Consider the following 25,192-nt stretch of genomic DNA (forward strand, 5'->3'; position numbering starts at 1 on the left):
GATACATCTTGCATTAGTATTTTTTCATGCTGTGCGACGGTGGTTTTTTTGAGGTCAGTTCTTTCATTTTCATTGGGTCGATGTTTCCGTACCCTTCGCGGCCTCGGAAGAGACAGAGGCGGCAACGTCGCGATCGTCGTCGCCCTCACCTTGGTCCCGATGATCATCGCGGTCGGCGCGAGCTTCGACTACATTCGCACCTACAACATCCGACAGAGGATGCAGAGCGATCTTGACACTGCCCTGATTGCCGCTGTCAAAGAAATCGACACCGACGACAGCACCGCCCTCAAACAGAAAGTGTCCGACTGGTTCGGCGCGCAGGTGGAAAGCAGCTATACGCTTGGTGACATCAATATCGATACCAGCAACCATAAGATAACCGCGACGGCAAGCGGCACCGTTCCGACGACGTTGATGAAGATTGCCAATATCAATACCGTTCCCATCAGCGTCGGCAGCGCCGTCAAGGGGCCGGCCACCTCCTACCTTAACGTCTATATCGTCATCGACACGTCGCCTTCGATGCTTCTGGCGGCAACGACTGCAGGTCAGGCCACCATGTATTCCGGGATCGGTTGCCAGTTCGCCTGCCACACGGGAGATTCCCACACTGTCAGCAACAAGACATACGCCAACAACTATGAATACAGTACGGCGAAGGGCATAAAGCTGCGTGCCGATGTCGCCGGTGACGCCGTCAAGGACGTGCTTGCTTTGGTCGACACGGCCGATAGCAATCATCAACGGATCAAGGTCGGATTATACAGCCTCGGCGATACGCTGACGGAAGTTCTAAGCCCGACGCTGAGCACCGACACGGCGCGCAGCCGCCTCGCAGACTCGAGCTACGGCCTCACCAGCGCAACCTCGAAAGCGGCCACCTATTTCGACGTGTCGCTGGCGACGCTGAAGCAGAAGGTCGGCACCGGAGGGGACGGAACCACCTCAGGCACGCCGCTCAAGCTCGTTCTGCTGTTGACGGATGGCGTCCAGTCGCAGCGCGAATGGGTTACCGACAAGGTGACTTGGGACAAAAACGGAAACGCCACATCTGGGGCATATTGGAATAAGGTCGCGCCGCTCAATCCAGCCTGGTGTGCCTATCTGAAAGATCAATCCGACACGATGGCGGTGCTTTACACCGAATACCTGCCGCTCACCTCGGACTGGGGGTACAAAGCGACCGTCGGCTCGACCATGGCAAGCGCCAACTGGAAAAACACCTGGGGTGGCACCATGCAGAGCGGCGTGTCGACCAGCATCACGAGACGCGACTACATTCCCTATGCGCTCTCGGACTGCGCATCTTCCAAGAGCCTGTTCATTTCAGCAGCGTCGTCCACAGAAATCACCGCGGGCCTGTCGGCACTCTTCACACAATATCTCTCTTCCGTTCGGCTGACCCAATGAGGCGAAGGAAATCGTTTGTCCCGTTGCGCCGCCTCATGGGGGATCGCGATGGCGTCGCCGCAATCGAATTTGCGATCCTGGCCCTGCCGCTCTTCATCATCATATTCGGCATTATCGAAGTGTCACTGATGTTCTTCGTCAACGCCGCGCTTGATGCTTCGGTGCACAAGATGTCCCGGATGATCCGCACCGGCGAGGTTGCGTCTTCGAAGATCACATTGGCTGATCTCAAAGCCAGAATTTGCAATGACATGCTCCTCTCGTTCAACTGCTCCAGCGATCTCCTGGTCAAGGTGAGCGTGCTTTCCAACCTGTCGTCCGCGGCCAGTGGCAATCCAATCGACACCAGCGGTAAACTCGCCGTCACCGAGACCTACAATATCGGTCAGGGCAGCGACTACATCCTGGTCCAGACCTTTCTGCCCTGGACGGCCGTCGTCAACTTCCTCAGTCTTTCGAGCGCCAAGCTTTCCGACGGCCGCTATCTCATCGGATCTTCCGTGCTGTTTCGTAACGAGCCTTTCTGAGATGATGATAAAGCGGAACCCGTCCCTCTTCCGATGCGTGGCATCCCGCATCCTCCGTCTTACGCGCGACCGGACAGCCGCCTCGGGGGTCGAATTCGCGCTCGTGCTGCCGCTCCTCGTGATGTTGCTGTTCGGCACTGTCGACCTAGGCCATGCGCTCACGGTCAGCCGCAAGATAGACGAAATCGCCTCCACAACGGGCGACATGATCTCGCAGCAGAACACCTGGTCGACGTCTGACGTCACCAAGCTTCTTTCCGGCGCGAGCTTCATCCTGCAGCCCTATGACACGACGGGTCTGACGATAACGGTCACCGTCAACGATATCGGCAAGACCGGCAACGCCACGGTCAACTGGTCTGCCGCATTCAACACCACCGCGCTCAAATCCGGCACCGCGAGCGTGATCGAAATCCCGTCGCAAATCCAGGATCAAGGCGTTCAGGTCGTACTGACGCGGGTGCAATACAAATTGACGACACCCGTCTCGGCGTTCTTTTCAAGCTTTACCGGACAGACCGGCTACAGCTTCGATCAGCATTTCTTCAATCGACCGCGGACCAGCGATACGATCACCTATAAATAGACCGTAAGTCACGACGGCATGGTGCAGAAGCGTAACGGGCGGCGGCCGGCCGCGGCGCCCCCTCGTTCTGCCGACCACGCTGCGTTCGCATATGTCGTCGGGGCATCCCGAGATCGGCAATGGCCGCATGGTCCCGGCAGCCGCTGCAAATGCGTGGCAATGGCCTCCTTGACCAGGGTCCACCCCTGGATCTGTGTCTGGCCCCGCCGGATGGTGAGCGAGCCCGGCAGTCTCTCAATCCGATGGTTAAATCACGCGCTCGTCTTCCTTTCTGACGCTATTGTACATTTTTCTGTTGGCGGTCCCCTGCTTTTGCTAGGACGGTCGAGCCACGGCGCCGATCGTACCGGATGCCCTGAAAGATCGGAGATTTGGGATGTCGGATGAGGTCGTAGTGCAGCAGGCGGAAGCCGAGGCTTTAGCGATGCGGGCCTGTCTGGCAGCAGGCGCCAGGGAAGCCACTGCCCGCTCTCTTGTGAACGCCACCTTGTCCGCCGCACTCTATGGACCTTCGACACTCGGATTTCCGCACATGGTGGATTACCTCGACAGCTTTCGCGAGGGCCGCATCAACGGCGATCCTGCGCCGACCTGCGAGCGTCCCTATCCCGCCTTCTTCGTCGCCGATGCCGATCAGGGCATCGCCCAGCTCGGTTTCGATCTAGCGTTCGACGATCTCACAGCAGCGGTGCGCAATTTCGGGCTCGCGATCTTCACACAGACGAACAGCTATACGGCAGGAGAACTCGGCTATTATGTTCGCAGGCTTGCCGACGAAGGGATTGTCGGCATCGCCGCAACCAACGCCAATGCCATGGTGGTCGCCAAACCAGGCGGCCCGGCTGTCTACAGCACCAACCCGCTGGCCTTCGGCTTTCCGCTTGGAGAAGGGTCGCTGCCTCTCATCATCGATCAGGCCTCCAGCGCCACCGCCTATGTCAATATCGTCGCAGCAGCAGCCGAGGGGCGCAGCATCCCGGAGGGATGGGCCGTCGACGAAGCGGGAATGAGCACCTCGGATGCCGCAAAAGCGCTCGGCGGAGCCCTGCTTCCCTTCGGCGGGCGCAAGGGCGCCAATGTGGCGCTGATAGTGGAAATGCTGTCGGCCGGTCTATCCGGTGGCCCCTGGTCATTGGACACGCCGTCTTTCAGAGAGGGGAGCGCCAGCCCCGCAGTGGGCTTGACGGTCGTGGCGATGATGCCCGGGCGCACTGATGATGGCCTTGTCGAACGCGCACGTCGGCAGACAGCCCGCCTCCAAGAGCACGGCGTGTTCATGCCTGGTGTCAGCGGCATCGACTATCCCAGGCCAGGGTCGGAAGGGCTGAAAATGCCGCGTGCGGTATTCGAGGCCATCGTGAAGATTGCGGGAGCCTGACGGGTCCCCGCCGATCGTGGACCACGGCACAGCGGGGCTTTTTTGCGGGCAGATGTTCGAGGAACGATCCGGATGCAAAGCCGATTGGCGCTTTCACGCCACGGCTTGCGCTCCGGTGATTTCCACCAGCGAGCCGCACATGAAGGCCGCTTCATCCGATGCCAGGAAGGCAACGAGCGCTGCCACCTCTTCCGGCCTGCCGATGCGGCCGAAGGGAACGAGTGTGTCGAGATCGGCGATCGTCCGGCCGGAACGGGTAACGCCCGCTTCCAGCATCGGCGTGTGGATTTCGCCGGGGCAGACCGCATTGACCCGAACCTTGTAGGGCGCATAGTCGCGGGCAAAATTCTGGGTGAAGGCGGCGACCGCCGCTTTCGTCGTGTTATAGGCGATGTGGTTCGGCGCGGGGTAGAGCCCCCATTGCGAGGCCGTGTTGACGATCGCGCCGCCGCCGGCGATCATATGCGGCAGCGCCGCGCGGCAGAGATGGAACATAGAATCCACATTGACGGCGAAGCTCACGCTCCAATCCTCGTCCGATAGCGACAAGAGATTTCCGCGCCGGTTGATGCCGGCATTGTTGACCAGCACATCGAGCCGTCCCTTGATCGCAAAGGTCTTCTCGATGAGGTCGACGCATTCCGATTTCCGCGAAATATCGCCGGGCTGGAGAGGTCGGCCTGGACGATCAGGCCGTTTCCGCCGAGTTGATGAAGCAGGGCTTCCGCCCGTTGCCTGTCGCGGCCGTAGTGGATGACCGGCCGCGCGCCTTCGGCCGAAAGGCGCTCGACGATGGCTGCGCCGATTCCGCCGGATGCCCCGGTGACGAGGACAGTCTGGCCGGTCAGAGGTTGAAGATGAGACATTGCAAGCTCCTAGCCGAGCAGGCCGACCTGCGGCCCCCATGTGTCAGAGAGCGCAAAGCCCGTGGCGAAGGGGTCGTCCTCGGACATGCGCAGCTGCTCGCGGCCATAGACATAGGCGCGGCCGGTTATTCTCGGCAGCACGGCGCGGCGGCCGCCCACCTCGGTCTCGCCGATCGCTTCTGCGAGAAACTCGCCGCCGATGATCGACCGGGACGTTCTGCAATCTCCGACGGCGATCTCGCCGCGGGCGTAGAGTGTTGCGAGGTTGGCCGAGCTGCCGGTGCCGCAGGGCGAACGGTCGACACGGCCCGGCTGCAACGTCGTGCAGGTCCTGACCGCACCGTCAGCCTCGCGCCCGCGGAACATCACATAGGCGATCTCGTCGACGCCGGCGAGAATCGGGTGGGCGACCGAGACCTGGCCAGCCAGAAGCGATTTGAGCTCGATGCCGGCTTCCGCCAGCAGCCGGGCATTGGCAGGCGCGATGTCGAGGCCGAGCTGGTCGACATCGACAAGCGCATAGTAGACGCCGCCGAAGGCGACGTCGATCCTGATGCGCCCCCATTTCGGGGTCTCCACCTCCCGGTCCAGCGCTTCCGCAAAGCTTGGCACGTTGTCGAGGCTGACGGACAGGCACCTGTTGTCACGACAGGCGGCACGCGCGACGATCAGACCAGCCGGCGTGTCCAGGCGGACGATCGTCTCAGGCTCCGACATCGGCACCCGTCCGCTTTCGAGCAGTGCGGTGACCACACAGATGCAGTTGCTGCCGGACATCGGGTGGGCGCGGTCGGCCTGCAGTACGATGAAACCGGCATCCGCGTCGGCGCGGGTCGGTTCGACCAGCAGGTTCACCGACATGGCGACATTGGCGCGCGGCTCGAAGGTAACGAAGCGGCGCAGGCTGTCGTCGACGGTGTTGATGTGGTTCATCTTGTCGAGCATGGTCGCGCCCGGTATCTTGGGCGCCCCCGCCATGAGGACCTTGCCGATCTCGCCCTGGCAGTGGACCTGGAGGAGATCAAGGCTGCGGTCCCAGTTCATTCGGCCGCCTCCGGCTTGATGTACCAGCCCCAGGGATCCTCGCCGACGAAGCGGGTGATCTGCTTGGTTTCGAGATAATTGTCGAGGCCCCAGCGGCCGAGCTCGCGGCCGATGCCGGATTCCTTGTAGCCGCCCCAAGGCGCTTCGGTGAAAGTCGGCTGCGAGCAGTTGATCCAGACGATGCCGGCACGGAAAGCGGCCGCGACGCGCTCGGCTCTGGCATCGTCCTTCGACATGACGGCGGCGGCAAGGCCGAAGCGGGAATCATTGGCGAGGTCGACCGCCTCCTCCTCGGTCTTGAACGGCCGGATGCAGACGACCGGTCCGAAGATTTCCTCCACCCAGGCGGCGCTGTCGAGCGGGACATCCGTCAGAACGGTCGGCTGGAGATAGTAGCCCGTGTCGAATCCTTCAGGACGGGCGCCGCCGCAGGCAACCGTTGCGCCCGCCTGCCGGGCCGCGTCGATCGCCGCAACCACCTGCTCATGCTGGCGCTTGGACACCAGCGGCCCCAGGAGGACGCCCTCGTCCAGACCGTTGCCGATCTTCATCTTGTTCGTTTCCTCGATGAGACGCGCAAGCAACCGTTCGTAGATGGTGTCCTGCACGAGGACGCGCGATGTCGCGGAGCAGACCTGGCCCTGGTTCCAGAAGATGCCGAACATGATCCATTCGACGGCTTTGTCGATATCGGCGTCCTCGAAGACAACGAAGGGCGACTTGCCGCCGAGTTCAAGGCTGACGCGCTTGATGTCGCGGGCGGCCGCGGCCATGATTTTCGAGCCGACCGGCCCGGAGCCGGTAAAGGCGAGTTTATCGACCTGGCTGTGGTCTATGATCGCCTGCCCGGCGACAGACCCTACCCCCGTTACGATGTTGAGCACGCCGGGCGGCAGCCCGGCTTCGTCGGCGACATCAGCCAGTTCAAGCGCCGTCAACGATGTCAGCTCGGCGGGCTTCAGCACCACGGTGCAGCCGGCGGCCAGCGCTGGGGCGACCTTCCATGCCGCCATCAGCAGCGGATAGTTCCAGGGAATGATTGCGCCGGCCACACCGAGCGGCTCGCGCACCGCTTTGGAGGTGAAACGTGCGTCGGGAAGCGCGATCGCCTCCTCGGGATTGTTATCGAGCTGTTCGGCGAGGCCCGCATAAAAGTCGAAGCAGCCCGCCGCGTCGGCGACGTCCCAGTCGGCCTCGGGGAACGGCTTGCCGTTATCGAGAACTTCCAGCCGGGCGATCTCGGCCTGGCGGGCACGGATACCGTCGGCGATGGCGCGGAGATAGCAGGCGCGCTGGGCGCCCGTCAGCTTCGGCCAGCCGTCCTTGTCGAAGGCGCGCCGCGCTGCCTTGACGGCAAGATCGACGTCCTCAGCCGTTGCGGCTCCGATCGTTTGGATCACCTCCTCCGTTGCCGGGTTCGTCACCGCGCAGGTGCCGCCCTTGACCGGCTTCACCCACTGTCCGTCGATATAGAGTTCGCTTCGCATGTTCACTCCCTTTCTCCTTGCGCCGGCGCCGCTCTTAGAAGCGGTCGACGCGATAAGGTTTCATGTCCACGGGCGGCTGGACGCCCATAACGAGGTCGGCCATCAAGCGGCCTGTCGTGGCGGCATAGGTCAGACCGAGATGTCCATGGCCCGTCGCGTACCAGACGTTGCGGCGCTTGGCCGATGGACCCATGACCGGAACGGTGTCGGGCAGTGCCGGGCGGTGCCCCATCCATTCCGTCACCCCTTCGGCCTTCAGCTCCGGCAACGCTTCTCGTGCACGCTTCACCAGGATCTTTGCCCGCCGATAATCCGGCGGCGCGTCGAGGCCGGCCATCTCGACCGTGCCGCCGACGCGGATGCCCCCCGCCGTCGGCGTCACCATGAAAGCGCGTGCCGGCCAAATGATCGAGTGGCGCATCGAAATGCCGGGCTCCATGATCTGCGTGTGGTAGCCGCGCTCGGTTTCGAGCGGAATATGTTCACGCAACAGAGCGGAAACCCGGGCGGTGAAGGCCCCGGCAGCAAGCACCACCTTATCGGCCGCGACGCTGCGCCCATCCGCCAGGCGGAGGGCCGAGACCCCGGCCTCGTTTTGCTCGAAACCGACGACATCGCCTTCAACGATGCTGCCGCCGAACGCCTGGAACTTTTCGGTAAGGGCCGTGACGAGCTTGTACGGATCGGTGATAGAGCGGTTGTCGGGAAAGAGCACCGCCTTGCCGACCTTCGTCGTCAAGGCCGGCTCGAGATCGCGGATGGCGTTGCCGCCGAGGATTTCGTGCCGGAATCCGAAGCGCTCCAGGATGTCAATATGCTCCCGATCCACCCTGAATTCGGCCTCGTCGGTATAGAGGCTGAGGCACCCATCGGCCGTCAGCATGTGGGTCAGGCCGGTCTCTTTGAGCAGGACGTCCAGATCTTCATAGACACGGCCGCAGAGCGCGGCGCCGGCCGCTTCCAATTCCCTCAATTTTGAGGGGCGGCTGGCGGCGAGGAACCTCAGGAACCACGGTGCCAGTTTCGGCAGATAGCCCGGCCGGATGCGGACCGGCCCTTCCGGGTCGAGCAGCCATTTCGGCATCTGCGCCCAGATGCCTGGGCGTGAGGCCGGCATGAATTCGGTGACGGCGATGCTCGCCATATTGCCGTAGGAGGCGCCCATGCCGGGGGCGGCCTTGTCAACCAGCAGGACGGCCTGCCCGCGGCGCTGGAGTTCATAGGCAATGACGACGCCGATGATGCCGGCGCCCACGACGACCAAAGGGGCTTTATTTACGCTCATATCCATTCTCTCTCACACCGTCGTCATCCAGGTGTCAGCCACGGTGAACCCCTGCTGATAAGGATCGGTCGGATCCATGCCCATCTGATAGAAGCCCGTGATCCACGCCTGGCCTGCGATTGCCGGGATAACGGCATTATATCGTCCAACCTTGGCCAGCCCGTCGATGGCGCAGGTGAAGCGGCTTCCGGTGATCGATTCATGGATGAGGGTTTCCCCGGACGCGATCAAACCCTTGACATGCAGCAGGGAAAGGCGGGCTGACGAACCGGTACCGCAGGGCGAACGATCGCAGCGGCCAGGAGAGACGACCACGCAGTTCTTCGAGATCAGCTGGCCGTTTTCACGGCGAATCGGTCCCATGAATTGGGTGTTGGTAATGCCCGGGATTTCGGGATTTTCAGGATGCTCCACCGCAAGCTGCTCGGCGGCGGCGAATTTGAGCTTCTGCCCGATCTCGCAAAGGTCGCGGGCTTCCGAGGGATCGATCGAAAAGCCGAGAGCCGCGGCATCGACCATCGTATAGGTCATTCCGCCATAGACGATATCGACCCGGACGGTTCCGAGACCTTCGACTTCGATGTTGCTGTCGAGGTGGTAGCAGAAAGCCGGCTGGTTCACGAGCCGGACGCTCGTGACCTTTCCGTCTGAACATTCGCAGCGGACCCGGATGAGACCCGCAGGCGATTCCAGCGTCAAATTCGTTACCGGTTCCTGCATCGGAAGAATGCCGGTTTCAAGCAGCACCGTCGCCACGCACATGGTGTTCGAACCCGACATGGCCGGATATTCCGTCGTCTCCAGGATGACATAGCCGAAATCGGCTTCCGGATGATTGGAGGGCAGAACGATATTGGCGTTATGCCACACCGCGCCGCGCGGTTCGAAGAGAACCATCTTACGGATATCGTCCATGTGGGTTTCGAGATAGGTCCGCTTGTCGAACATGGTCTCGCCCTTCACCTGGCCGACACCGCCGACGACCACTTTGCCGCTCTCGCCTTCCGCATGACAATCGACGACGGACAGAACCTTCTTGAATCGCATCGCTACAGCCTGCCAATTCCTGGTGGGGAACGCGGGATCGGCCCTTGCGATCCCGCTGTCTGCAATGAAAAATTCTACCAATTGAGGATCGGCTGCATCGCAGCCCGGAACTCGGCCTTCTCCTCCGAGGTCAGCTCGCCGAGCGGCGCGCGGCACTGACCCACGGGCAAGCCCTGAAGCTCGCAGCCATACTTGATCTTCTGCACGAATTTGCCGCTTTCGAGGATGTTCATCGCCCGATAGAGCGTCTTCATCATCTCGCGGGCCTTGCCCAGGTCTCCCGACTTGTAGGTTCGGTCGAGATCGCAGCAGGCCTTGGCCATGCAGTTGGACGGGCCGCAGATCCAGCTTTCCGCGCCCCAGAACATGAAGTCGAGCGCGATATCGTCGGAGCCGCTGACGAGCTGGATCTTGTCCTCATAGCGGCTGGCGATGTCGATCGCCCGCTGCAATACGCCCGAGCTTTCCTTGATCCCGATCACCCGCGGATTGTCGGCAAAATGATCCATCAGCTCAAAGCTGATGTCCGAACCATCCTTGGCCGGATAGGAATAGAGCACAAGGCTCACATCGACGGCGCCGAGCACGGCTTCGTAGTGCTTGGTAAGCTCTGCTTGGGTCGGACGGGTATAAAATGGCGGCGCCAGCAGGACGGTGTCATAGCCGATATCCCTGGCCAACGCCGTCTGCTCGATGACCTCGCGGGTGGCGGGAGCGTTGGTGCCGGCGATCAGAATTTCGCCCGGCCTGGCAAAATCCTTGACGAACTGCAGCACGTCACGGCGCTCTTCCCTGGATTGGCTGAAATACTCGCCGGTCGATCCGTTTGGAACCCAGCCGGTGACGCCTGCCTCACGCAGATGGGTCAGAAGCTTTTCGAACGCCTTGAAGTCGATCTTGTTATTTGCGTCGAAGGGGGTGATGAGCGCGGGCATGACGCCGGAAAGTTTCATGGGATTTCTCCTGTCTTGGGAACGACGGTTTTCAGATTGCAAGCTTCTTGAGAATGCGCCCCTCGATGAGGGAGACGGCCCGTGTGAGGGGAAAGGCGATGACGAAGTAGATCAGGGCGACGACTGTCAGCACTTCGACGGGACGGGCGGTATTGTTCGAAATGTTCTGGCCGACAAACATCAGGTCGGCCATCCCCACCGCCGAGACGAGCGCGCTCTCCTTGAAGAGGCTGATGCAGTTCGACAGCAGCGTCGGGATGGCGCGCAGCACGGCCTGCGGCAACACGACGTTCATCACCTGGGCGCTGCGCGGCAAGCCGAGAGCCACGCAGGCGTCCAGCTGTTCCCGGCCGATGGACTTAAGGCTCGCCCGGAAGGTTTCGCTGGCAATCGCTCCCATATAGAGCGTGAGCGCAATGACGCCGGACTTCAGGTTCGAGAGCTCGACGCCAAGGATCAGCGGCAGGCAGAAGAAGATCCAGAAGAGCTGGATGAGGACCGGCGTGCCGCGGAAGAATTCGACGTAGAGGCTCGAGGCCCCGCGAAGTACGAGGTTGCGCGACGTGCGGGCAAGGCCGACGAGAAAGCCGAGAGAACATCCGAGCACGATGCAGATGACCGTCAGTTTGATCGTCATCCACAGACCGAGCAGCAGCGCGTGCTCGAAGCGCAGCAGGATCGAGAAGTCGAGCGTCATCATGCTGGGCTCCTAGTTGACGAGGATCTGGCGGCGGCGTTCGAGAAGGCCGACGATCTGGGTTATCGGGAAGGACACGGCGAAATAGATGAGAGCCACGACAGTGAAGGTCTCGATCGGACGGTAGGTTTCCGTCGCCAGCGTCTTGCCCTGGTACATAAGGTCCTGGATCGCCACGATCGCGACCAACGCGCTCTGCTGGAAGATGACGATACCGTTGGTCAGAAGTACCGGAATCGAGGCGCGGAACGCCGTCGGAAACACGATGTAGAGCACTCGTTGCAGCGGATTGAGCCCGAGCGCGATGCCGGCGTCGAGCTGCTCGCGCGGCACCGCCTGGATGGATGCCCGGTAGGCCTCGGCATTGAAGGCCATCAGATTGAGCCCGAGCGCCATGATGCCCATCGTCATCGGATCGAGGAAGACGTCGAACAACATCGGCACGCAATAGAATATCCAGACGATCTGCACGATCGCCGGCGTGCAGCGGAAGAATTCGACGAACAGCATGAACGGCAGCCGCACAACCTTGATCGGGCTCATGATCAGCAAGGCCAATGCGAAGCCCAGGACGATGCCGATGAGGTTCGCAGCCGCCGTCAGCTGCAGCGAAACCCACAGCCCCTGCAGAAGCGGAGCAATGGAGACGGAATTGAAATCGAACGTATAGTTCATGTGTGCCTCCCTACTGCTTGATGTGGAAGACGCGGTCGATGAATTCCTTGGTGCGCTCCTCGCGCGGGGCACCGAGCACCTGCTCGGGCGGACCGTCCTCGACGACCACGCCGCCGGCGCAAAAGATGACGCGCGAGGCAATGTTCTTGGCGAACCACATGTCGTGGGTGACGATCATCATCGGCATATTCTGGGCAGCGAGTTGCAGGATGACCTGCTCCACTTCGCTGACGAGCTCCGGGTCGAGCGCCGAGGTGACCTCGTCGAACAGCATCAGCTTCGGGTCAAGCATCAGCGCGCGGGCGATGGCGACGCGCTGCTTCTGGCCGCCGGAAAGCTGGGCCGGATAGGCATTGGATTTGGCGCCGAGCCCGAAGCGCTCGAGCAGCGCCTTTGCGCGGGCCGTGGCCTTTGCCTTGCTTTCTCCACGCACCTTGCGGGGAGCGAGGATCAGGTTCTGAATGACGCTCAGATGCGGAAACAGCGTGTAGTGCTGAAAGACCATGCCGATCGAGCGGCGGACATTCGTGTCGATCTGGGTCTTCCTGGCAGTGCCGTCGGAAGAAATATAGGCCTTGCCATCGAAGCTAATCGAGCCGCTGTCGATCTGCTCCAGCCCCATCATCACCCTCAGCAGCGTGCTCTTGCCACCGCCGCTCGGACCGATGACGACGACGCGTTCGCCGGGCTTCATTTCGATGTCGATGCCCTTCAGCACCTGGATTGCGCCGTCTCCGTAGCTTTTGTGCAGCGCCTGCATTTTCACGAGGGGAAGGCTGAAGGACGTGGTCATGGCCAATCTCCGATGATCGAAGCTGGAAGGGCCGGCGCGATCCCCGCTCCGGCCCGGCGAGGTTACTTTGCGCCCTTGAGCACGTCGTCGACCGCCTTGTGAATCAACTCGTCGATGTGACCGGTGGCGACCCTTTCTTCGAGGAAGATATTGATCACTTCGACATCGGCGGCCGAAAGCTGGTGCGGCAGGCCGAAGGCGACGCCCTGTTTGGCCAGCGCCGGCGTCGGGTTGAGCGCAACCGCCCAATCCGGGTTCGACTGCGTGAAGAGCTGGTTGGTGTCGGAGGCGTCGACCAGGATATCGGCGCGCTTAGAGCTCACGGCAAGGCGCGTCTCGTCGTTGCCGGGAAGACGCATGACCGTGGCGTTCTTCACCGCTGCGGAAATCGCCTTGTCCTGGGCCGTGCCCGACATGACCGCGAGCGTTACGCCCGCCTTGTCGATATCGGCCACCGAAGCGGCGCCGGCCGCAATCTTCGGATTGTTTTTGTTATAGGCGAGCGAGATCTGGTACTCCATCGCCGGGATCGAGAACTGCACGGCCATGGCCCGCGTCGGCGTGCGGTTGAGCGCCAGCGACAGATCCCATTTTCCGGCCTGCAGGCCGGCGACGATATTGTCCCAGGTTGTGTCGACAAATTCAGGCTTAACCTTGAGGACGTCGGCAAATTCCTTGCAGAGATCGGCAAAGAAGCCGGAGTATTCTCCGGTCGCCGGGTCGCGCATGACATAGGGCGGCGCGACGGCCGCGCCGCAGCGCAACGTGCCGGACTTCTGCACGCCCTGCCAATATCCGTCATTGGTCTGGGCGTGTGCGGCGGTTGCGGAAAGACCTCCCATCAGGGCGAGCGCGGGCAGCGCCCGCATGGCGGACGTTATGAACTTCGAAAGCATCGGCATTCCTCTTTGCTGTGCGCGAAGCGCGCGGTTCCACTCGTCGGCTCAAGCCGTTTCTGTTTTTATTGTCGGCTACGTGTCGACTGAAGAGAATATGTCAACAGCGTGTCGACAAAGTCAAGCGTAAAAATTACGTTGCCGACACAGTGTTTTTCTGGCCCAATGCCGAGCGCATCTGGAGAAAGGGACTTAAGTGTCTGATGAATCGGAAGTGAAACGTATCCGCGGGACCGGCTGGAAGAGCGTCTACGAGACGCTCCGCAACGAGATCCTGTCGCTCGCTCTGCCGCCCGGTCAGCTTCTCGACGAGATGACGCTCGCCGAACGCTTCGACATGTCGCGCTCGCCGGTGCGCGAAGCCCTGATCAGGCTCGGCGCCGACGAGCTGGTGGTGACGCTTTCCAACCGCAGCACGATCGTTGCGCCGATCGAAGTGGCGACCTTTCCCAAATATGTCGAGGCGCTCGATATCGCGCAGCGCATGAATACGCGGCTTGCCGCCGCACTCAGGACGGAAACCGACCTGAAGACCATCGCCAAGCGGCTGAAAACTTTCGAGGCGGCAGTCAAAACCGGCAATCACCTGGCCATGTCGGAGGCCAACAAGGAATTCCACATGGCGATCGCCCGTGCCGGAAAAAACCAGTATCTCGCCTCTTTCTACGAGAAGCTCCTGTCGCAGGGCCAGCGCATGCTCCACCTGCATTTCGAATATCTGGAGCGGACACATGAGGGTTATCTCCTGACCGACGAGCACACGCTCATGCTCGATGCGATCAAGGAAAAGAACGTGGATCTCGCCGACGAACTCGCCCACGCCCATACGCGTCAGTTCCAGGACAATTTCATCAACTTCATGCGCGAGAACTACACGACGGATGTCGCGCTGGGACCGTTGCGGGCCGCGGAGTAATCGCATGACAATCAACAGCATCGGATTCGTCGGCACCGGCGCGATCACCGAAGCGATGGTCCGCGGACTTCTGACCGAACCGGCCTACGCCTCCGAGATCCACGTTTCCCCGCGAAGCGCCCACATCGCCGCGACATTGGCAGAAGAGTTTGCCTCCGTCAGGATAGCCGGGGACAACCAGACTGTCGTCGATCGCAGCGAGATGGTGTTCCTGGCGATCCGGCCGCAGGTCGCCGAGGAGGTGGTGCGCGCGCTTTCGTTCAGAAACGGCCAAGCGGTCATCAGCCTCGTTGCAGCGACGGAGCGCCAGGCCCTTCTCGATTGGATCGGAGCCGACGTGCACCTCGTCCAGGCGATCCCATTGCCCTTCGTCGCACAGCGGCAAGGCGTCACCGCCATCTTCCCGCCGGATGCCGCCGTCGCAGCGCTGTTCGACACACTCGGAACCGCCGTCCAGTGTCAGTCGCGGAAGGAATACGATCTTCTCGCAGCCGCAAGCGCTGTCATGTCGACTTATTTCGGCGTCATGGAATCAGTTGCCGGCTGGTTGGAGAAAAGCGGCCTCGAAAGGGCGAAGAGCCAAGCCTACATTGCCCCGCTCTTCGCAAGCCTGGCGCAGAAAGCCAACAGCCCCTGTAACGAGCCGTTTAGCGCGCTGAGCCGCGAATTCGCCACCAAAGGCGGGTTGAACGAGCAGGTTCTTTCGGACTTCGACAAGCAGGGCGGCCTTGCCGCGCTTACCGCCGCGCTCGACGGCGTGCTTGCCCGCATCGAGGGCCGCAGGAGCTGAAACGCATGGCATCGACATGGCTGCGAATAGGCCTCGGCGCCGTCCTTCCGGCCACCGCGGTCCTTTTCGGCGGAACCGTCTCGGCAGATGCCGCGGCGGCAAAACGACCGGCCGTTTCCACCGTCATTCTCTCCCTGTCACCACGGACCGTGCGTTGGGCCACCATTTATAAGGTTCCCGATCCCGCCGATCACGATCCCTATTACCATGTCGAGGTGATCGAGAAGGAGCGGCATACGCCGCCATGGCAATTCCAACGTCTTGCCACCCATCTCGTCGTGACGGCGGAGGCTTTGGACAGGAGCCGCCTCAAACAGAAAGCAAAGACCTATTTTTACAAGGACATCGAGTTCCGGATCTCCTACCGGGCCTGGCGCGAACAACCTCCGGCGCAAAGGGAGGCCGTGGTTTGCCGTACGGCAATTCTCGAATGCATCAAATCCGATTCAGAATAAGATGTGACGCGCTTCAGAACGTCGGCGGCGTGCAGGCGCTGATGACTTCGCAGGGCACCGGCCCGACGCAGCGGAACCGGTGCGGTCGCCGGCTTTCGAAATAATAGGCATCCCCCGGTCCGAGGATACGCCGCTCGTCATCGACTGTCACCTCAAGCCTTCCGGAGAGCACGATCCCGCCCTCCTCTCCCTCGTGAACAAGCGGAATCTTTCCGGTATCGGCGCCCGGCTGATAACATTCCTTGAGCATTTGCAGGCTGCGCCCGAACAGGCTTTCCCCGACCTGCTTGTAGGAGATGGCGCCCTTGCCGATCTCCACTAGCTCTTCGGCCGCATAGAAGGCCTTCCTCGGACGGTCGGGCTCGAAGGCGAAGAATTCCGCCAGCCCGATGGGGATGCCGTCGAGAATCCGCTTCAAAGCGCCGACCGAGGGGTTGGAGGCGTTCGATTCGATCAGCGAAATCGTCGAATTGGGCACGCCCGTGCGCTTGGCGAGTTCACGCTGGGAAAGCTTGTGGGCGATACGGAGATGGCGAAGGCGGCTGCCAATGTCGACTGACATGATACGGTCCGTTTGGGTTGTCCAGAATATCGAAAAACATACCTAGTCATCCGTTGAATTTCAATAACTTGCGCTATCAAAGAAAAGGACTTGTTTGAAAAGGAAAAATTGCCATTGTCGGCGCCAATGACAGGAGGCCAGCATGGATCAGATCAGCAAGACGAACGCGCCCGTACTCGAGAATTTCTGGATGCCGTTCACCGCGAACCGGCAATTCAAGGCGACGCCGCGCCTTCTGGCGGCCGCCGAGGGCATGTATTACACCGATGTCGATGGCAACCGGGTACTTGACGGCACCGCCGGGCTCTGGTGCTGCAATGCCGGCCACGGCCGCAAGAGGATCGCCCAGGCGGTCGAGCGGCAGCTTTCGACCTTGGATTATGCTCCGACCTTTCAGATGGGCCATCCGATCGCCTTCGACTTCGCCGCGAAGCTAGCCGCGAACGCGCCGGGCGGCCCGGAAGCCAAGCTCGACAGGGTGTTTTTCACCGGCTCGGGCTCGGAATCGGTCGATACGGCGCTGAAGATCGCCATCGCTTACCAGCGTGCGATCGGCCAGGGCACGCGCACGCGGATCATCGGGCGCGAGAAGGGATATCACGGCGTCGGCTTCGGCGGCATTTCCGTCGGCGGCCTCGTCAACAACCGCCGGGTCTTCCCGCAAATACCGGCCGACCATATGCGCCATACGCTCGACGTCGAGCGCAATGCCTTTTCGAAGGGCCTTCCCGCCCACGGCGTCGAACTGGCCGACGATCTCGAGCGCCTGGTGCAATTGCACGGCGCCGAGACCATCGCCGCCGTCATCGTCGAACCGATGTCGGGATCGGCGGGCGTGGTCCTGCCGCCGACGGGTTATCTGGAAAAGCTGCGTGCAACCGCCGACAAACACGGCATCCTGCTGATTTTCGACGAGGTCATCACCGGCTTCGGCCGTCTCGGCACGCCTTTCGCGGTGGATTATTTCGGCGTCGTGCCCGATCTCGTCACCACGGCAAAGGGCCTGACCAACGGCGCAATCCCCATGGGCGCGGTCTTTGCCAGCCGCAAGATCTATGACGGCTTGATGGTCGGCCCGGAAAATTCGATCGAACTGTTCCATGGCTATACTTATTCCGGCCATCCGGTCGCCTGCGCAGCCGGGCTCGCCACCCTCGAGATCTACGAGGAGGAAGGGCTGCTGACCCGCGCATCCGAGCTTGCCGATTACTGGCAGGGAGCTCTGCATTCTCTGAAGGGCCAGCCTGGTGTCGTCGACATCCGCAATCTCGGCCTGGTCGGCGCGATAGAGCTGGCGCCCCGAGCGGCAGCGGGAACCCGCGCCTATGACGTCTTCGTCGACTGCTTCAACAAGGGCCTGCTGATCCGCGTGACCGGCGACATCATCGCGCTCTCGCCGCCGCTCATCATCGAGAAGGCCCAGATCGACACGATCGTTTCGACGATCGCCGACGCGCTGAAGCGCGCCGCTTAGACCTGCGTCCGGCATGGCATTCAGCGCTTCAGGACCTGTGACGGCAGTCGACCGAAACGCTTGCGGTACTCGGCTGAAAATCGACCGAGATGGGTAAACCCCCATCTGAGCGCAATGTCGGAGACGGCCTGTCCCGGGCCGGATTCAAGCAGATCGCGATGGGCGGCAAGCATCCGGAATTCATGCAGGTAGGCCATCGGCGTCGTATTCCTGAACTGCCGGAAACCCTGTTGCAAGCTGCGGACGCTGACCTTGGCTGCGGTCGCAATGTCGCTCAGCGAAATCGGCTCGGCCATATGTTCCCGCATGAAGTCGATTGCCGATTTCACGTGGCGAGGAGCCGGGGCCGGAGCAGGGAGCGCAAGCGCCTCCGAATAGCGATGGGGACAGGTCTCCAGAAGCAGGTACATCATCGCGTCGCAGAGCGCGCTCAGAGCCAGCGGCGACTGCTGCAGCGGCCCGTCGCCGCTAAGCCCGCGATAGAGGTTTACGGCGAGTTGCTGCAAGACGAGCCCCGAACCTGCCGTCAGATCGATGATCGGATGGAAATCGGTGTCACCGATAATCGTCCGCTCGAACATATGCGTGAGCTGTCTGTTGATCCTCGCCTGATCGACGAACAGGCCGAGATGACGGCGCGGGCCGACCAGGCGGGAACCCGAGGCGCGGCCCGCTCCGAGAATGGAGCCGCGACCGGGAATCGAATGGATCTGCTCCTTCCCGACATCGAAGACGGCATTCCCCTCCATCGGCAGGAATATGATCACCTTGCCGCTGGGCGCTTCCCGCCTGATCGAGATCAGGCCATCATAGGCACAATCGGCTATGGTCAGCTCCTCCGTCGAGACGAAATTGCAGCGGTAGGCGATAGGCGCGCCGGCTTGCGCCGCAGCCTTGATCGGGGAGCTAGGCGTCGACAATATTTCCGAGAGTGCGTCAGGGTCTGTACCCTTGAAGGCCGTCTTCCAAAACGACGGGCTCTGCCTCGCCGGATCGTGGGGGAAGCTGCCATTGGCGGGCACAGGGGAACGACCGGACATTCATAACCTCGAAGACAATGGCCATCGGTGATAGGCGATTTGCGCAATCAACTCTTTTCATTTAGCGGCGTCGGATGCGGTTTCAGCCGTAGCGATTGATTGCGAGATCCCGCGCATCGATCTCCGGCGTGCGGCCGCCGACCAGGTCGCTGATCAACCGCGCCGAACCGGTGCTCATCGTCCAGCCGAGCGTGCCGTGGCCGGTATTGAGGAAGAGGCCGGCGATCTTCGTCGCGCCGATGACCGGTGTGCCATCCGGCGTCATCGGGCGCAGGCCGGACCAGAAGGAAGCCTTAGACACATCGCCGCCGGGGAAAAGATCGGTGACCGAATGTTCCAGCGTGCTGCGGCGCGCGAACCCGAGATCGTTGGTATAACCTGAGATTTCAGCCATGCCGCCGACCCGGATACGGTCGCCGAGCCGGGTGATTGCGATCTTGTAAGTTTCGTCCATGACGGTCGATTCCGGTGCGCGCGACGCATCGGTGATCGGGATGGTGAGTGAATAGCCCTTGACCGGATAGACCGGCAGGCTGATGCCGAAGGGCTTCAGCAGCAACGGCGAATAGCTGCCGAGCGCAACCACCACCGCATCGGCACTCATCCGTTCGCGCTCGCGATAGGTGATGACGCCGCGCACGCGACCAGCCTCGACATCCAGCGCCTTGATCGTCGTGCCATAGGCAAAGCGGACGCCGAGTGCCTCGGCTTTGGCGGCCAGCGCATTGGTGAATTTGAAGCAGTCGCCGGTTTCGTCCTTCGGCGTCAGCAGGCCGCCGACGATCTTGTCGCGCACGTGCTTCAATGCCGGTTCGACGCGGATGCAGCCGTCCCGGTCCAGCACTTCATAGGGAATGCCGTCTGCCGCCAGCGCCTTGACGTCCTTGGCCGAGGCGTCGAGCTGCTGCTGCGTGCGGAACAGCTGCAGGGTTCCCTGCATGCGTTCGTCATAGGCGATGCCGGTCTCGGCGCGAAGCTCGGCAAGCGCGATACGGCTGTAGTCGGCAAGCCGCAGCATGCGGCTCTTGTTGATCGCGTAGCGCTCGGAGGTACAGTTCGACAGCATCCTCGCCATCCAGGAGAGCATCGCCATGTCGAGTTTCGGGCGCAGGATGAGCGGTGCATGTTTCATGAACAGCCACTTCATCGCTTTCGCTGGAATGCCGGGCGCTGCCCAGGGTGAGCAATAGCCGAAGGACACTTCGCCGGCATTGGCGAAACTCGTTTCCAGCGCCGGGCCTATCTGCCGATCGACGACGATGACCTCGTGGCCTGATTTAGCCAGCTGATAAGCGGATGTGATGCCGACAATGCCGGCCCCCAGAACGATGACTTTCATGATCTTCCCAATAATGGAGCCGACGGGCTTTCAGCGATATTGCCTGTGATAACGATCGCCGAGACCGGTTAGGATTTCGTAAGATATCGTGCCGGCATCCCGCGCCACGTCTTCGAGCGTCTGGTTCGGGCCGAGCACTTCGACGAGACTGCCCAGTGTCAGGACACCTTCGGGGAGCGCCGAGATGTCGACGGTTACACTGTCCATCGAGACGCGGCCGACGATCGGCAGGCGGGTGCCGTTGAAATAAACGGCGCCGCGATCGCTGAGGCTGCGCGGCAGGCCGTCGGCGTAGCCCGCGGCAATGGTGGCGAGACGCATCTCCCCTCGCGTGACATGCGCGCCGCCATAGCCGACCTTGGCGCCTGCCGGCACCGCGCGCGTCTGCACGACGGCGACGTCGAGGCTGACGACCGGCTCCATCGGGTTCTTCTCGCCGGTGTTGGGCGCACCGCCATAAAGCGCGATGCCGGGCCGGGCAAGCACACCGTGATAAGCATCGCCGAGCAAGACGCCGCCGGAATTGGCGAAGGATATGTCGAAGCCGGGAAATTCATCGGCGATGCGGGACATCTCGGCAAATTGCTCGCCGTTCTGCTCGCTCTCAATGTCGTCGGCCGAGGCCAGATGGCTCATGATGAATAGGATCTCGACATTGGTGCCGTTGCGAAGGGCTGCGGCGAGTGAGGGGCGTTCCTCCCGGGAAAAGCCGAGGCGCGACATGCCGGTGTCGAATTGCAGGACGGCAGGCAGGCAGCGCTTCAGAATACGTGCCGTCTCCGACCATTTCCGCCACTGCGCCAGCGAATTGAGAACCGGGACGATGCCCATCTCAGCGCAGGCGATCTCGTTGCCCGGCTGCAATCCGTTCAGCACGAAAATCTGGGCGTCCCGCGCAAGAGCCGGCCGCAGCCTCACAGCCTCGACGAACTGGGCGACAAAAAAATGCCGGCAACCTTCGCCGTAGAGCGTTGCCGCAACCCGCTCGGCGCCGAGGCCATAGGCGTCGGCCTTGACGACGGCGCCGGCGCGGACCGGCGCCAGCATCGATGCGAGCGTCTGATAATTGCGGCCGAGAGCAGCCAGATCGATCGTCAGATAGCCCGTGGCTCCCTGCGCGGTCATAGCGGTGCGTGTGTGGGAAACCAGAATATCGCTATCCATCTCGAGCCCTTCTCTATTGGCTGGGAGTCTATGAAATAATGAACGAAATTGCCGATCATTTATTCGTTGATTATTGCGTTATTGCGATAATGTCCGCATAATCTGCTCATAATTGGAATGATCAATCATGCCGGCTCTCGACGCGACCGACCGCAATATACTGAGACTGCTGCGTCTCGACGCCCGTATGAGCAATGCCAGACTCGCAGGCCAGATCGGCCTGTCGCCGTCGGCTTGCCTCAGGCGCATCAAGATCATGGAAAAATCAGGCGTGATCCGCGGCTATACGGCGCTGGTGGAGACCGGCAATGCCGATGAGATGATCGCCGTGATCATCAACATCACCCTCGAACGGCAGACGGAGGACCATCTCGACCGCTTCGAGGCGGCGGTCCGTCGGCATCCGGAGATTCGCGAATGTTTTCTGATGACGGGCGGCTCCGACTACCTGCTGCGCGTGGAGGTCGCCAGTGCCGGCGAGTTCGAGCGGATCCACAAGGAGATACTATCGACCTTGCCCGGGGTCCTTAGGATTCATTCCAGTTTCTCGATCCGCAATGTTCTGGCGACGCGCACCAGGGGCAGGCGCTGAACAACACCGCGCTGGTCGAAATGCACAGGGCGCCACCGCTCATGCCTCCCGGCATATCTGCTCGAATGATATTCCTATCTGGACTTTACCTTCCGCCTGCCGGCTCCCCGGTTGAGAAGACAATTTCGAAGACGAGCCCTTCGGGCCGGTAGTCCGACCTGGATTGCGCCCGCGCTTTGGAGGAAAAGGCCCGCTCTATAAGGACGGAGCCGAAGCCTCTTTTCGTCGGCGTCGACACTGCTGGCCCACCGGTTTCCGTCCAGACGAGAAGGACACGCTCATCATCGTGCTTCCACTCGATGGCGACGCTTCCCTGCTCGCTCCCCAGGCTCCCGTACTTCGTCGCATTGGTCGCCAGTTCGTGGAGTACGAGTGAAAGCGGCAGGGCGATGTCGGCGGGAAGAACCACGTCGGGGCCATTAAGACGAATACGTTCCTCCGAGGCGATGTGCGCCCGCAAGGCGGCGGCGATGATCTCCCCGATGGGCGCGGCCGATCCCTCCCGCGATAAGATCAGATCATATGTGCTGGCGAGCGCCGCCAGCCTTTCGGCAAAGGCGCTGTAGCTTTCCGGATTGGAGCGCGAGAAGGTCTGCCGGGCGATCGCCTGAACGAGGGCGAAGCCATTCTTGACCCGGTGCGCCATTTCGCGGACGAGCAGGGATCGCTCCTCCTCGGCCTGCTCGTTGCGACGTCTGCGCTCGTCGAGTTCGTCGAGCAGCCGATCGAAGGTAGCGCCGACGACCTCCAACTCGTCCGGCCCCCTCATGCCGGTGCGCGCCGTCGTCTGGCCGCCGCGCCACTTCTCCATCACCTCGGCGATCCTGGAGATCGGCACGAGGATGAAGCGGTTGCCGATGAAGATCGCGGCGAGGAAGGCGAAAAGCGCGCCGCCGATGATGGCGAGCGTATTCATCAGCGTCGCCCGGTTGATTGGGGCGAAAGCCTCCGGTTTCGAGAAACCGGCGCTGACATAGAGGGGACTGGAAGGCAGCGCTATCGGTCGATAGCCGAGGATGCGCGCTGTTCCATCCTGGCTCATCACCTCGATCACGTCGGGCTGTTCGGCGTGGATCAGGTGCTGGTAGTCGTCGGGTATGACAGTGCCGACGAACTGTTCCGGAGCGGGAACGCGCGCGACGATGTTTCCCTTGCCGTCGGCTATCGTCACCGCGTTACCCGGCGCGACGCCGCGCTCGGTGACGCGGTTCTGCAGCCAGTCCAGCCGGATGCCGCTGACGATGACGGCCTTGACGGTCTCGCCTTCCATCAAAGGCATCGCAAGCGGCAGGACGGGGCTGTCGGATAGGCGGCTCTGCGTGTAGGTGCCGACGGAAAAGTGTTTGGTCTCGATCGTCTGCTGGAAGTAATCGCGATCGGAGAACACCACGCCGTCCGGAAAGGCCATGCTTCCGCAGACGGGTCGTCCATCGAGGCCGACGACGAAGATGGTGCGAATGTTCGGAATGCTTTCGGCGACCGACTTGAGAGCCTCGTTGCAAGCCTGGATGTCGAGATGGCGGACCGAAGGCATGGCCGACACCGACACGAGAAGGGCATGCAGGCCCTCCACAATCCTTTCGACTTCCGACGATGCTTGCCTAGCCGCCTGCGCTGCTGATGCGCGCACCTCTTCATTGCGCTGATGGCGGAGCGCGACTTCGTTGTAGGCGAGCATCGCAACCACCGGCGCGAGCGCCGCGACCGCAACTGCAACCAGCTTGAGTCTCATCCTGTTCCCTCTCGGACGAGGGTTCGTAGCATGATCGAGACGCTCCGGCCCAGATCACGCGGGTTAACTTGTTTACAAAATATCAACGCACGAATCCGGACGTCCGCGCGCAAACCTTGCCGAACTTTCGATCGCGGCTAGATAATCCAAGAATGAATGATGCCAAAAGCACGCCCTCCGAAGGTTCTGCAGCCGGGTCTTTCTCGTCGCGGCCCCTGACTGGTGCGATGGTGGATGAGGTCGAACGTCTTTTATCCGGCCGAACCCGTGATATCCGCCTGTCAGGAGATCTGCGTCGCCGATTCGACGAAAGGTCATGGCGGCAGACGGCGAAGGTCATCCGCTCCTGGATGATATGGGTGGCATTCGTCGATGTTCTGACGCTGGCGCTGAACGCTATTCTGCTTCCCCACCCCGTCGTCCTGTCGATGGTCGCCCCCGCCTGCCTTTTGCCGCCGGCAGCAATTTGTGCGGCGGTCGTCTGGAGTAAACCGCGCGCCGCAACGGTTCAGCGAGCGTCGCTGCTTGCGGGAATGTCTGTCATTCTTCTCTCGGTCGCACTCGTCGGCGTCTTTGCCGGAGGGGAGTTTTACGAGCGGCATTTGAACATCATGTTGTTCGTCGCAACAAGTGCAATCACCATCTTTAGTGTGCCGTTGCCATGGACGATCGCGATCGCCTGTTATGCCCTCTGCCTCTATTTCATCCTTCAATGGTACAACCCCCTTTTGGAAACGGGCGGTGTCGTCGCCGCGACGTTGTTCTTTTCCTGCGGGATCATCGCGACCGTCGTTGCCCGGCGGACGATGAACATCCTGGCGCAAAAGACATTTCTGCTGGACTGCAGGGATCGGAACCGGGTCGCGGAGCTTGCCGATGCAAATGCAAGGTTGGAGCGGCTGGCCAGAACCGATCCACTGACGGGAATTGCCAATCGCCGCTGGATGATGGAAACGCTCGAGGGTCTGTGGCGCGACGACCGTGAAACCGGCGTCGTCGCAGCTATGCTCATGTGCGACATAGATCATTTCAAGGCACTCAACGATAAGCTCGGTCACGGCGAGGGCGACCGCTGCCTCGTCAAGGTTGCCGGCATTATCCAGAGCTGCGTGCGGGCCGATCGCGACCTCGTCTCGCGCCATGGCGGCGAGGAGTTTTTAATCGTGCTTCCGGATGCCGAAGAAGAGGAGGCCGTCGCGGTTGCAAAGCGAATACGCGAGAGCGTGGAAGCCGCCGCCCTTCCAAACCCTTCCTCCGGTGTCGGCCCGTCGGTGACGCTGAGCGTTGGAGTAGCCCTGAAATCGGCTCTCGATACCGACATTTCACTGGCCAATCTCCAGCACCAGGCCGACATGGCGCTTTATCGGGCCAAGGAAGCGGGACGCAATCAGGTCTGCGTCTTTCGCCGGCCACAGCAGGCTGTGCCGTCCGCCACGGAGCAGATCGCCGCCCGCCGCTAGAACAGGGGCGCTCGACGATCG

At 61.7% G+C, this 25,192-nt stretch carries 24 protein-coding genes and 1 pseudogene; 10 read left to right on the forward strand and 15 right to left on the reverse strand.

Annotated features, from left to right (window positions below; genetic code table 11):
• Nucleotides 1–48: 48 nt before the first annotated feature.
• From RCCGE510_RS27580 to RCCGE510_RS27595, 4 genes are all read left to right on the forward strand, one after another.
• A complete protein-coding gene (locus RCCGE510_RS27580; RefSeq protein ID WP_037080017.1) occupies nucleotides 49–1,413 on the forward strand; it encodes a TadE/TadG family type IV pilus assembly protein in 1,365 nt (454 codons plus the stop codon).
• Entirely contained in the window at nucleotides 1,410–1,940 is a 531-nt protein-coding gene (locus RCCGE510_RS27585) for a TadE/TadG family type IV pilus assembly protein (RefSeq protein ID WP_007635715.1), read from the forward strand. Before RCCGE510_RS27580 ends, RCCGE510_RS27585 begins: the two co-directional genes overlap by 4 nt.
• Before the next feature lies 1 nt (nucleotide 1,941).
• Nucleotides 1,942–2,526 (forward strand): TadE/TadG family type IV pilus assembly protein, encoded by a 585-nt coding sequence (locus tag RCCGE510_RS27590; RefSeq protein ID WP_037079839.1) that lies wholly within the window; start codon nucleotides 1,942–1,944, stop codon nucleotides 2,524–2,526.
• Nucleotides 2,527–2,902: 376 nt separating this feature from the next.
• Nucleotides 2,903–3,904 (forward strand): Ldh family oxidoreductase, encoded by a 1,002-nt coding sequence (locus RCCGE510_RS27595; protein ID WP_007635720.1) that lies wholly within the window; start codon nucleotides 2,903–2,905, stop codon nucleotides 3,902–3,904.
• 93 nt (nucleotides 3,905–3,997) lie between these two features.
• Here the strand turns inward: RCCGE510_RS27595 and RCCGE510_RS27600 are convergent.
• The 10 genes and pseudogenes from RCCGE510_RS27600 to RCCGE510_RS27645 all read right to left on the reverse strand — a co-directional run bounded on the left by RCCGE510_RS27600 (nucleotide 3,998) and on the right by RCCGE510_RS27645 (nucleotide 13,647).
• Nucleotides 3,998–4,770 (reverse strand): annotated as a pseudogene (locus tag RCCGE510_RS27600) (SDR family NAD(P)-dependent oxidoreductase).
• Nucleotides 4,771–4,779: 9 nt separating this feature from the next.
• On the reverse strand, nucleotides 4,780–5,814 hold the full coding sequence (locus RCCGE510_RS27605; RefSeq protein WP_007635724.1) for a proline racemase family protein: 1,035 nt from the start codon (nucleotides 5,812–5,814) through the stop codon (nucleotides 4,780–4,782).
• Nucleotides 5,811–7,301 (reverse strand): aldehyde dehydrogenase family protein, encoded by a 1,491-nt coding sequence (locus RCCGE510_RS27610; protein ID WP_007635725.1) that lies wholly within the window; start codon nucleotides 7,299–7,301, stop codon nucleotides 5,811–5,813. The genes RCCGE510_RS27605 and RCCGE510_RS27610 overlap by 4 nt, the downstream gene beginning before the upstream one ends.
• Before the next feature lie 34 nt (nucleotides 7,302–7,335).
• Complete coding sequence (locus tag RCCGE510_RS27615) at nucleotides 7,336–8,586, reverse strand: FAD-binding oxidoreductase (RefSeq protein WP_007635726.1); 1,251 nt, start codon at nucleotides 8,584–8,586, stop codon at nucleotides 7,336–7,338.
• A gap of 12 nt (nucleotides 8,587–8,598) precedes the next feature.
• Nucleotides 8,599–9,633, reverse strand: coding sequence for a proline racemase family protein (locus RCCGE510_RS27620; RefSeq protein ID WP_007635727.1), 1,035 nt, complete (start codon nucleotides 9,631–9,633; stop codon nucleotides 8,599–8,601).
• 74 nt (nucleotides 9,634–9,707) lie between these two features.
• Nucleotides 9,708–10,586: a 4-hydroxy-tetrahydrodipicolinate synthase gene (gene dapA, locus RCCGE510_RS27625; RefSeq protein ID WP_007635728.1), complete on the reverse strand. Its 879-nt coding sequence runs from the start codon at nucleotides 10,584–10,586 to the stop codon at nucleotides 9,708–9,710.
• A gap of 31 nt (nucleotides 10,587–10,617) precedes the next feature.
• Entirely contained in the window at nucleotides 10,618–11,286 is a 669-nt protein-coding gene (locus RCCGE510_RS27630; RefSeq protein WP_007635730.1) for an amino acid ABC transporter permease, read from the reverse strand.
• Between the two features lie 9 nt (nucleotides 11,287–11,295).
• The gene (locus RCCGE510_RS27635; RefSeq protein ID WP_007635732.1) at nucleotides 11,296–11,958 is read right to left on the reverse strand and encodes an amino acid ABC transporter permease; all 663 of its coding nucleotides are present in this window, start codon (nucleotides 11,956–11,958) and stop codon (nucleotides 11,296–11,298) included.
• A 10-nt stretch (nucleotides 11,959–11,968) separates the two neighbouring features.
• Complete coding sequence (locus RCCGE510_RS27640; protein ID WP_007635734.1) at nucleotides 11,969–12,751, reverse strand: amino acid ABC transporter ATP-binding protein; 783 nt, start codon at nucleotides 12,749–12,751, stop codon at nucleotides 11,969–11,971.
• Nucleotides 12,752–12,813: 62 nt separating this feature from the next.
• Nucleotides 12,814–13,647 carry a transporter substrate-binding domain-containing protein gene (locus RCCGE510_RS27645; RefSeq protein WP_007635736.1) on the reverse strand — a complete coding sequence of 278 codons (834 nt, stop codon included), beginning with the start codon at nucleotides 13,645–13,647 and terminating at the stop codon, nucleotides 12,814–12,816.
• A 196-nt stretch (nucleotides 13,648–13,843) separates the two neighbouring features.
• Between RCCGE510_RS27645 and RCCGE510_RS27650 the strand changes: the two genes are divergently transcribed.
• From RCCGE510_RS27650 to RCCGE510_RS27660, 3 genes are read left to right on the forward strand one after another with little or no spacing between them, the layout of a single operon-like run.
• Entirely contained in the window at nucleotides 13,844–14,563 is a 720-nt protein-coding gene (locus RCCGE510_RS27650) for a GntR family transcriptional regulator (protein WP_007635738.1), read from the forward strand.
• Between the two features lie 4 nt (nucleotides 14,564–14,567).
• A complete protein-coding gene (locus RCCGE510_RS27655; RefSeq protein ID WP_007635740.1) occupies nucleotides 14,568–15,353 on the forward strand; it encodes a pyrroline-5-carboxylate reductase in 786 nt (261 codons plus the stop codon).
• Between the two features lie 5 nt (nucleotides 15,354–15,358).
• Nucleotides 15,359–15,808, forward strand: coding sequence for a DUF5086 family protein (locus tag RCCGE510_RS27660; RefSeq protein WP_007635742.1), 450 nt, complete (start codon nucleotides 15,359–15,361; stop codon nucleotides 15,806–15,808).
• 13 nt (nucleotides 15,809–15,821) lie between these two features.
• Here the strand turns inward: RCCGE510_RS27660 and RCCGE510_RS27665 are convergent, their stop codons facing one another.
• Nucleotides 15,822–16,370 carry a cupin domain-containing protein gene (locus RCCGE510_RS27665; RefSeq protein ID WP_007635745.1) on the reverse strand — a complete coding sequence of 183 codons (549 nt, stop codon included), beginning with the start codon at nucleotides 16,368–16,370 and terminating at the stop codon, nucleotides 15,822–15,824.
• 142 nt (nucleotides 16,371–16,512) lie between these two features.
• Here RCCGE510_RS27665 and RCCGE510_RS27670 point away from each other — a divergent pair, with 142 nt between their 5' ends.
• Entirely contained in the window at nucleotides 16,513–17,844 is a 1,332-nt protein-coding gene (locus RCCGE510_RS27670) for an aspartate aminotransferase family protein (protein WP_007635746.1), read from the forward strand.
• Nucleotides 17,845–17,864: 20 nt separating this feature from the next.
• Here RCCGE510_RS27670 and RCCGE510_RS27675 read toward each other — a convergent pair whose 3' ends face one another.
• From RCCGE510_RS27675 to alr, 3 genes are all read right to left on the reverse strand, one after another.
• Nucleotides 17,865–18,884 carry an AraC family transcriptional regulator gene (locus RCCGE510_RS27675; RefSeq protein WP_037079842.1) on the reverse strand — a complete coding sequence of 340 codons (1,020 nt, stop codon included), beginning with the start codon at nucleotides 18,882–18,884 and terminating at the stop codon, nucleotides 17,865–17,867.
• An 82-nt stretch (nucleotides 18,885–18,966) separates the two neighbouring features.
• Nucleotides 18,967–20,223: a D-amino acid dehydrogenase gene (locus tag RCCGE510_RS27680; protein WP_007635750.1), complete on the reverse strand. Its 1,257-nt coding sequence runs from the start codon at nucleotides 20,221–20,223 to the stop codon at nucleotides 18,967–18,969.
• Between the two features lie 30 nt (nucleotides 20,224–20,253).
• Entirely contained in the window at nucleotides 20,254–21,387 is a 1,134-nt protein-coding gene (alr, locus tag RCCGE510_RS27685; RefSeq protein ID WP_007635751.1) for an alanine racemase, read from the reverse strand.
• 127 nt (nucleotides 21,388–21,514) lie between these two features.
• Between alr and RCCGE510_RS27690 the strand changes: the two genes are divergently transcribed.
• Nucleotides 21,515–21,979: an Lrp/AsnC family transcriptional regulator gene (locus tag RCCGE510_RS27690; protein ID WP_007635752.1), complete on the forward strand. Its 465-nt coding sequence runs from the start codon at nucleotides 21,515–21,517 to the stop codon at nucleotides 21,977–21,979.
• A gap of 85 nt (nucleotides 21,980–22,064) precedes the next feature.
• On the opposite strand, the gene RCCGE510_RS27695 is transcribed toward RCCGE510_RS27690, so the two are convergent.
• Entirely contained in the window at nucleotides 22,065–23,711 is a 1,647-nt protein-coding gene (locus tag RCCGE510_RS27695; protein ID WP_007635753.1) for an HWE histidine kinase domain-containing protein, read from the reverse strand.
• Between the two features lie 152 nt (nucleotides 23,712–23,863).
• On the opposite strand from RCCGE510_RS27695, the gene RCCGE510_RS27700 reads away from it, so the two are divergent.
• A complete protein-coding gene (locus RCCGE510_RS27700; RefSeq protein ID WP_007635754.1) occupies nucleotides 23,864–25,171 on the forward strand; it encodes a GGDEF domain-containing protein in 1,308 nt (435 codons plus the stop codon).
• Nucleotides 25,172–25,192 lie beyond the last annotated feature (21 nt).

The organism is Rhizobium sp. CCGE 510, assembly GCF_000292525.1.
Classification (GTDB): Bacteria; Pseudomonadota; Alphaproteobacteria; order Rhizobiales; family Rhizobiaceae; genus Rhizobium.

Excerpts from the sequence above, each read along its gene's own strand:
- RCCGE510_RS27660 (WP_007635742.1), top strand. The coding sequence starts at position 15,359 with ATGGCATCGACATGGCTGCGAATAGGCCTCGGCGCCGTCCTTCCGGCC.
- RCCGE510_RS27615 (WP_007635726.1), bottom strand. The coding sequence starts at position 8,586 with ATGAGCGTAAATAAAGCCCCTTTGGTCGTCGTGGGCGCCGGCATCATC.
- RCCGE510_RS27630 (WP_007635730.1), bottom strand. The coding sequence starts at position 11,286 with ATGATGACGCTCGACTTCTCGATCCTGCTGCGCTTCGAGCACGCGCTG.
- RCCGE510_RS27695 (WP_007635753.1), bottom strand. The coding sequence starts at position 23,711 with ATGAGACTCAAGCTGGTTGCAGTTGCGGTCGCGGCGCTCGCGCCGGTG.
- RCCGE510_RS27690 (WP_007635752.1), top strand. The coding sequence starts at position 21,515 with ATGCCGGCTCTCGACGCGACCGACCGCAATATACTGAGACTGCTGCGT.
- RCCGE510_RS27610 (WP_007635725.1), bottom strand. The coding sequence starts at position 7,301 with ATGCGAAGCGAACTCTATATCGACGGACAGTGGGTGAAGCCGGTCAAG.
- RCCGE510_RS27680 (WP_007635750.1), bottom strand. The coding sequence starts at position 20,223 with ATGAAAGTCATCGTTCTGGGGGCCGGCATTGTCGGCATCACATCCGCT.
- RCCGE510_RS27605 (WP_007635724.1), bottom strand. The coding sequence starts at position 5,814 with ATGAACTGGGACCGCAGCCTTGATCTCCTCCAGGTCCACTGCCAGGGC.
- RCCGE510_RS27700 (WP_007635754.1), top strand. The coding sequence starts at position 23,864 with ATGAATGATGCCAAAAGCACGCCCTCCGAAGGTTCTGCAGCCGGGTCT.
- alr (WP_007635751.1), bottom strand. The coding sequence starts at position 21,387 with ATGGATAGCGATATTCTGGTTTCCCACACACGCACCGCTATGACCGCG.
- RCCGE510_RS27670 (WP_007635746.1), top strand. The coding sequence starts at position 16,513 with ATGGATCAGATCAGCAAGACGAACGCGCCCGTACTCGAGAATTTCTGG.
- RCCGE510_RS27675 (WP_037079842.1), bottom strand. The coding sequence starts at position 18,884 with ATGTCCGGTCGTTCCCCTGTGCCCGCCAATGGCAGCTTCCCCCACGAT.
- RCCGE510_RS27635 (WP_007635732.1), bottom strand. The coding sequence starts at position 11,958 with ATGAACTATACGTTCGATTTCAATTCCGTCTCCATTGCTCCGCTTCTG.
- RCCGE510_RS27645 (WP_007635736.1), bottom strand. The coding sequence starts at position 13,647 with ATGCTTTCGAAGTTCATAACGTCCGCCATGCGGGCGCTGCCCGCGCTC.
- RCCGE510_RS27665 (WP_007635745.1), bottom strand. The coding sequence starts at position 16,370 with ATGTCAGTCGACATTGGCAGCCGCCTTCGCCATCTCCGTATCGCCCAC.
- RCCGE510_RS27585 (WP_007635715.1), top strand. The coding sequence starts at position 1,410 with ATGAGGCGAAGGAAATCGTTTGTCCCGTTGCGCCGCCTCATGGGGGAT.
- dapA (WP_007635728.1), bottom strand. The coding sequence starts at position 10,586 with ATGAAACTTTCCGGCGTCATGCCCGCGCTCATCACCCCCTTCGACGCA.
- RCCGE510_RS27655 (WP_007635740.1), top strand. The coding sequence starts at position 14,568 with ATGACAATCAACAGCATCGGATTCGTCGGCACCGGCGCGATCACCGAA.
- RCCGE510_RS27590 (WP_037079839.1), top strand. The coding sequence starts at position 1,942 with ATGATGATAAAGCGGAACCCGTCCCTCTTCCGATGCGTGGCATCCCGC.
- RCCGE510_RS27620 (WP_007635727.1), bottom strand. The coding sequence starts at position 9,633 with ATGCGATTCAAGAAGGTTCTGTCCGTCGTCGATTGTCATGCGGAAGGC.
- RCCGE510_RS27595 (WP_007635720.1), top strand. The coding sequence starts at position 2,903 with ATGTCGGATGAGGTCGTAGTGCAGCAGGCGGAAGCCGAGGCTTTAGCG.
- RCCGE510_RS27640 (WP_007635734.1), bottom strand. The coding sequence starts at position 12,751 with ATGACCACGTCCTTCAGCCTTCCCCTCGTGAAAATGCAGGCGCTGCAC.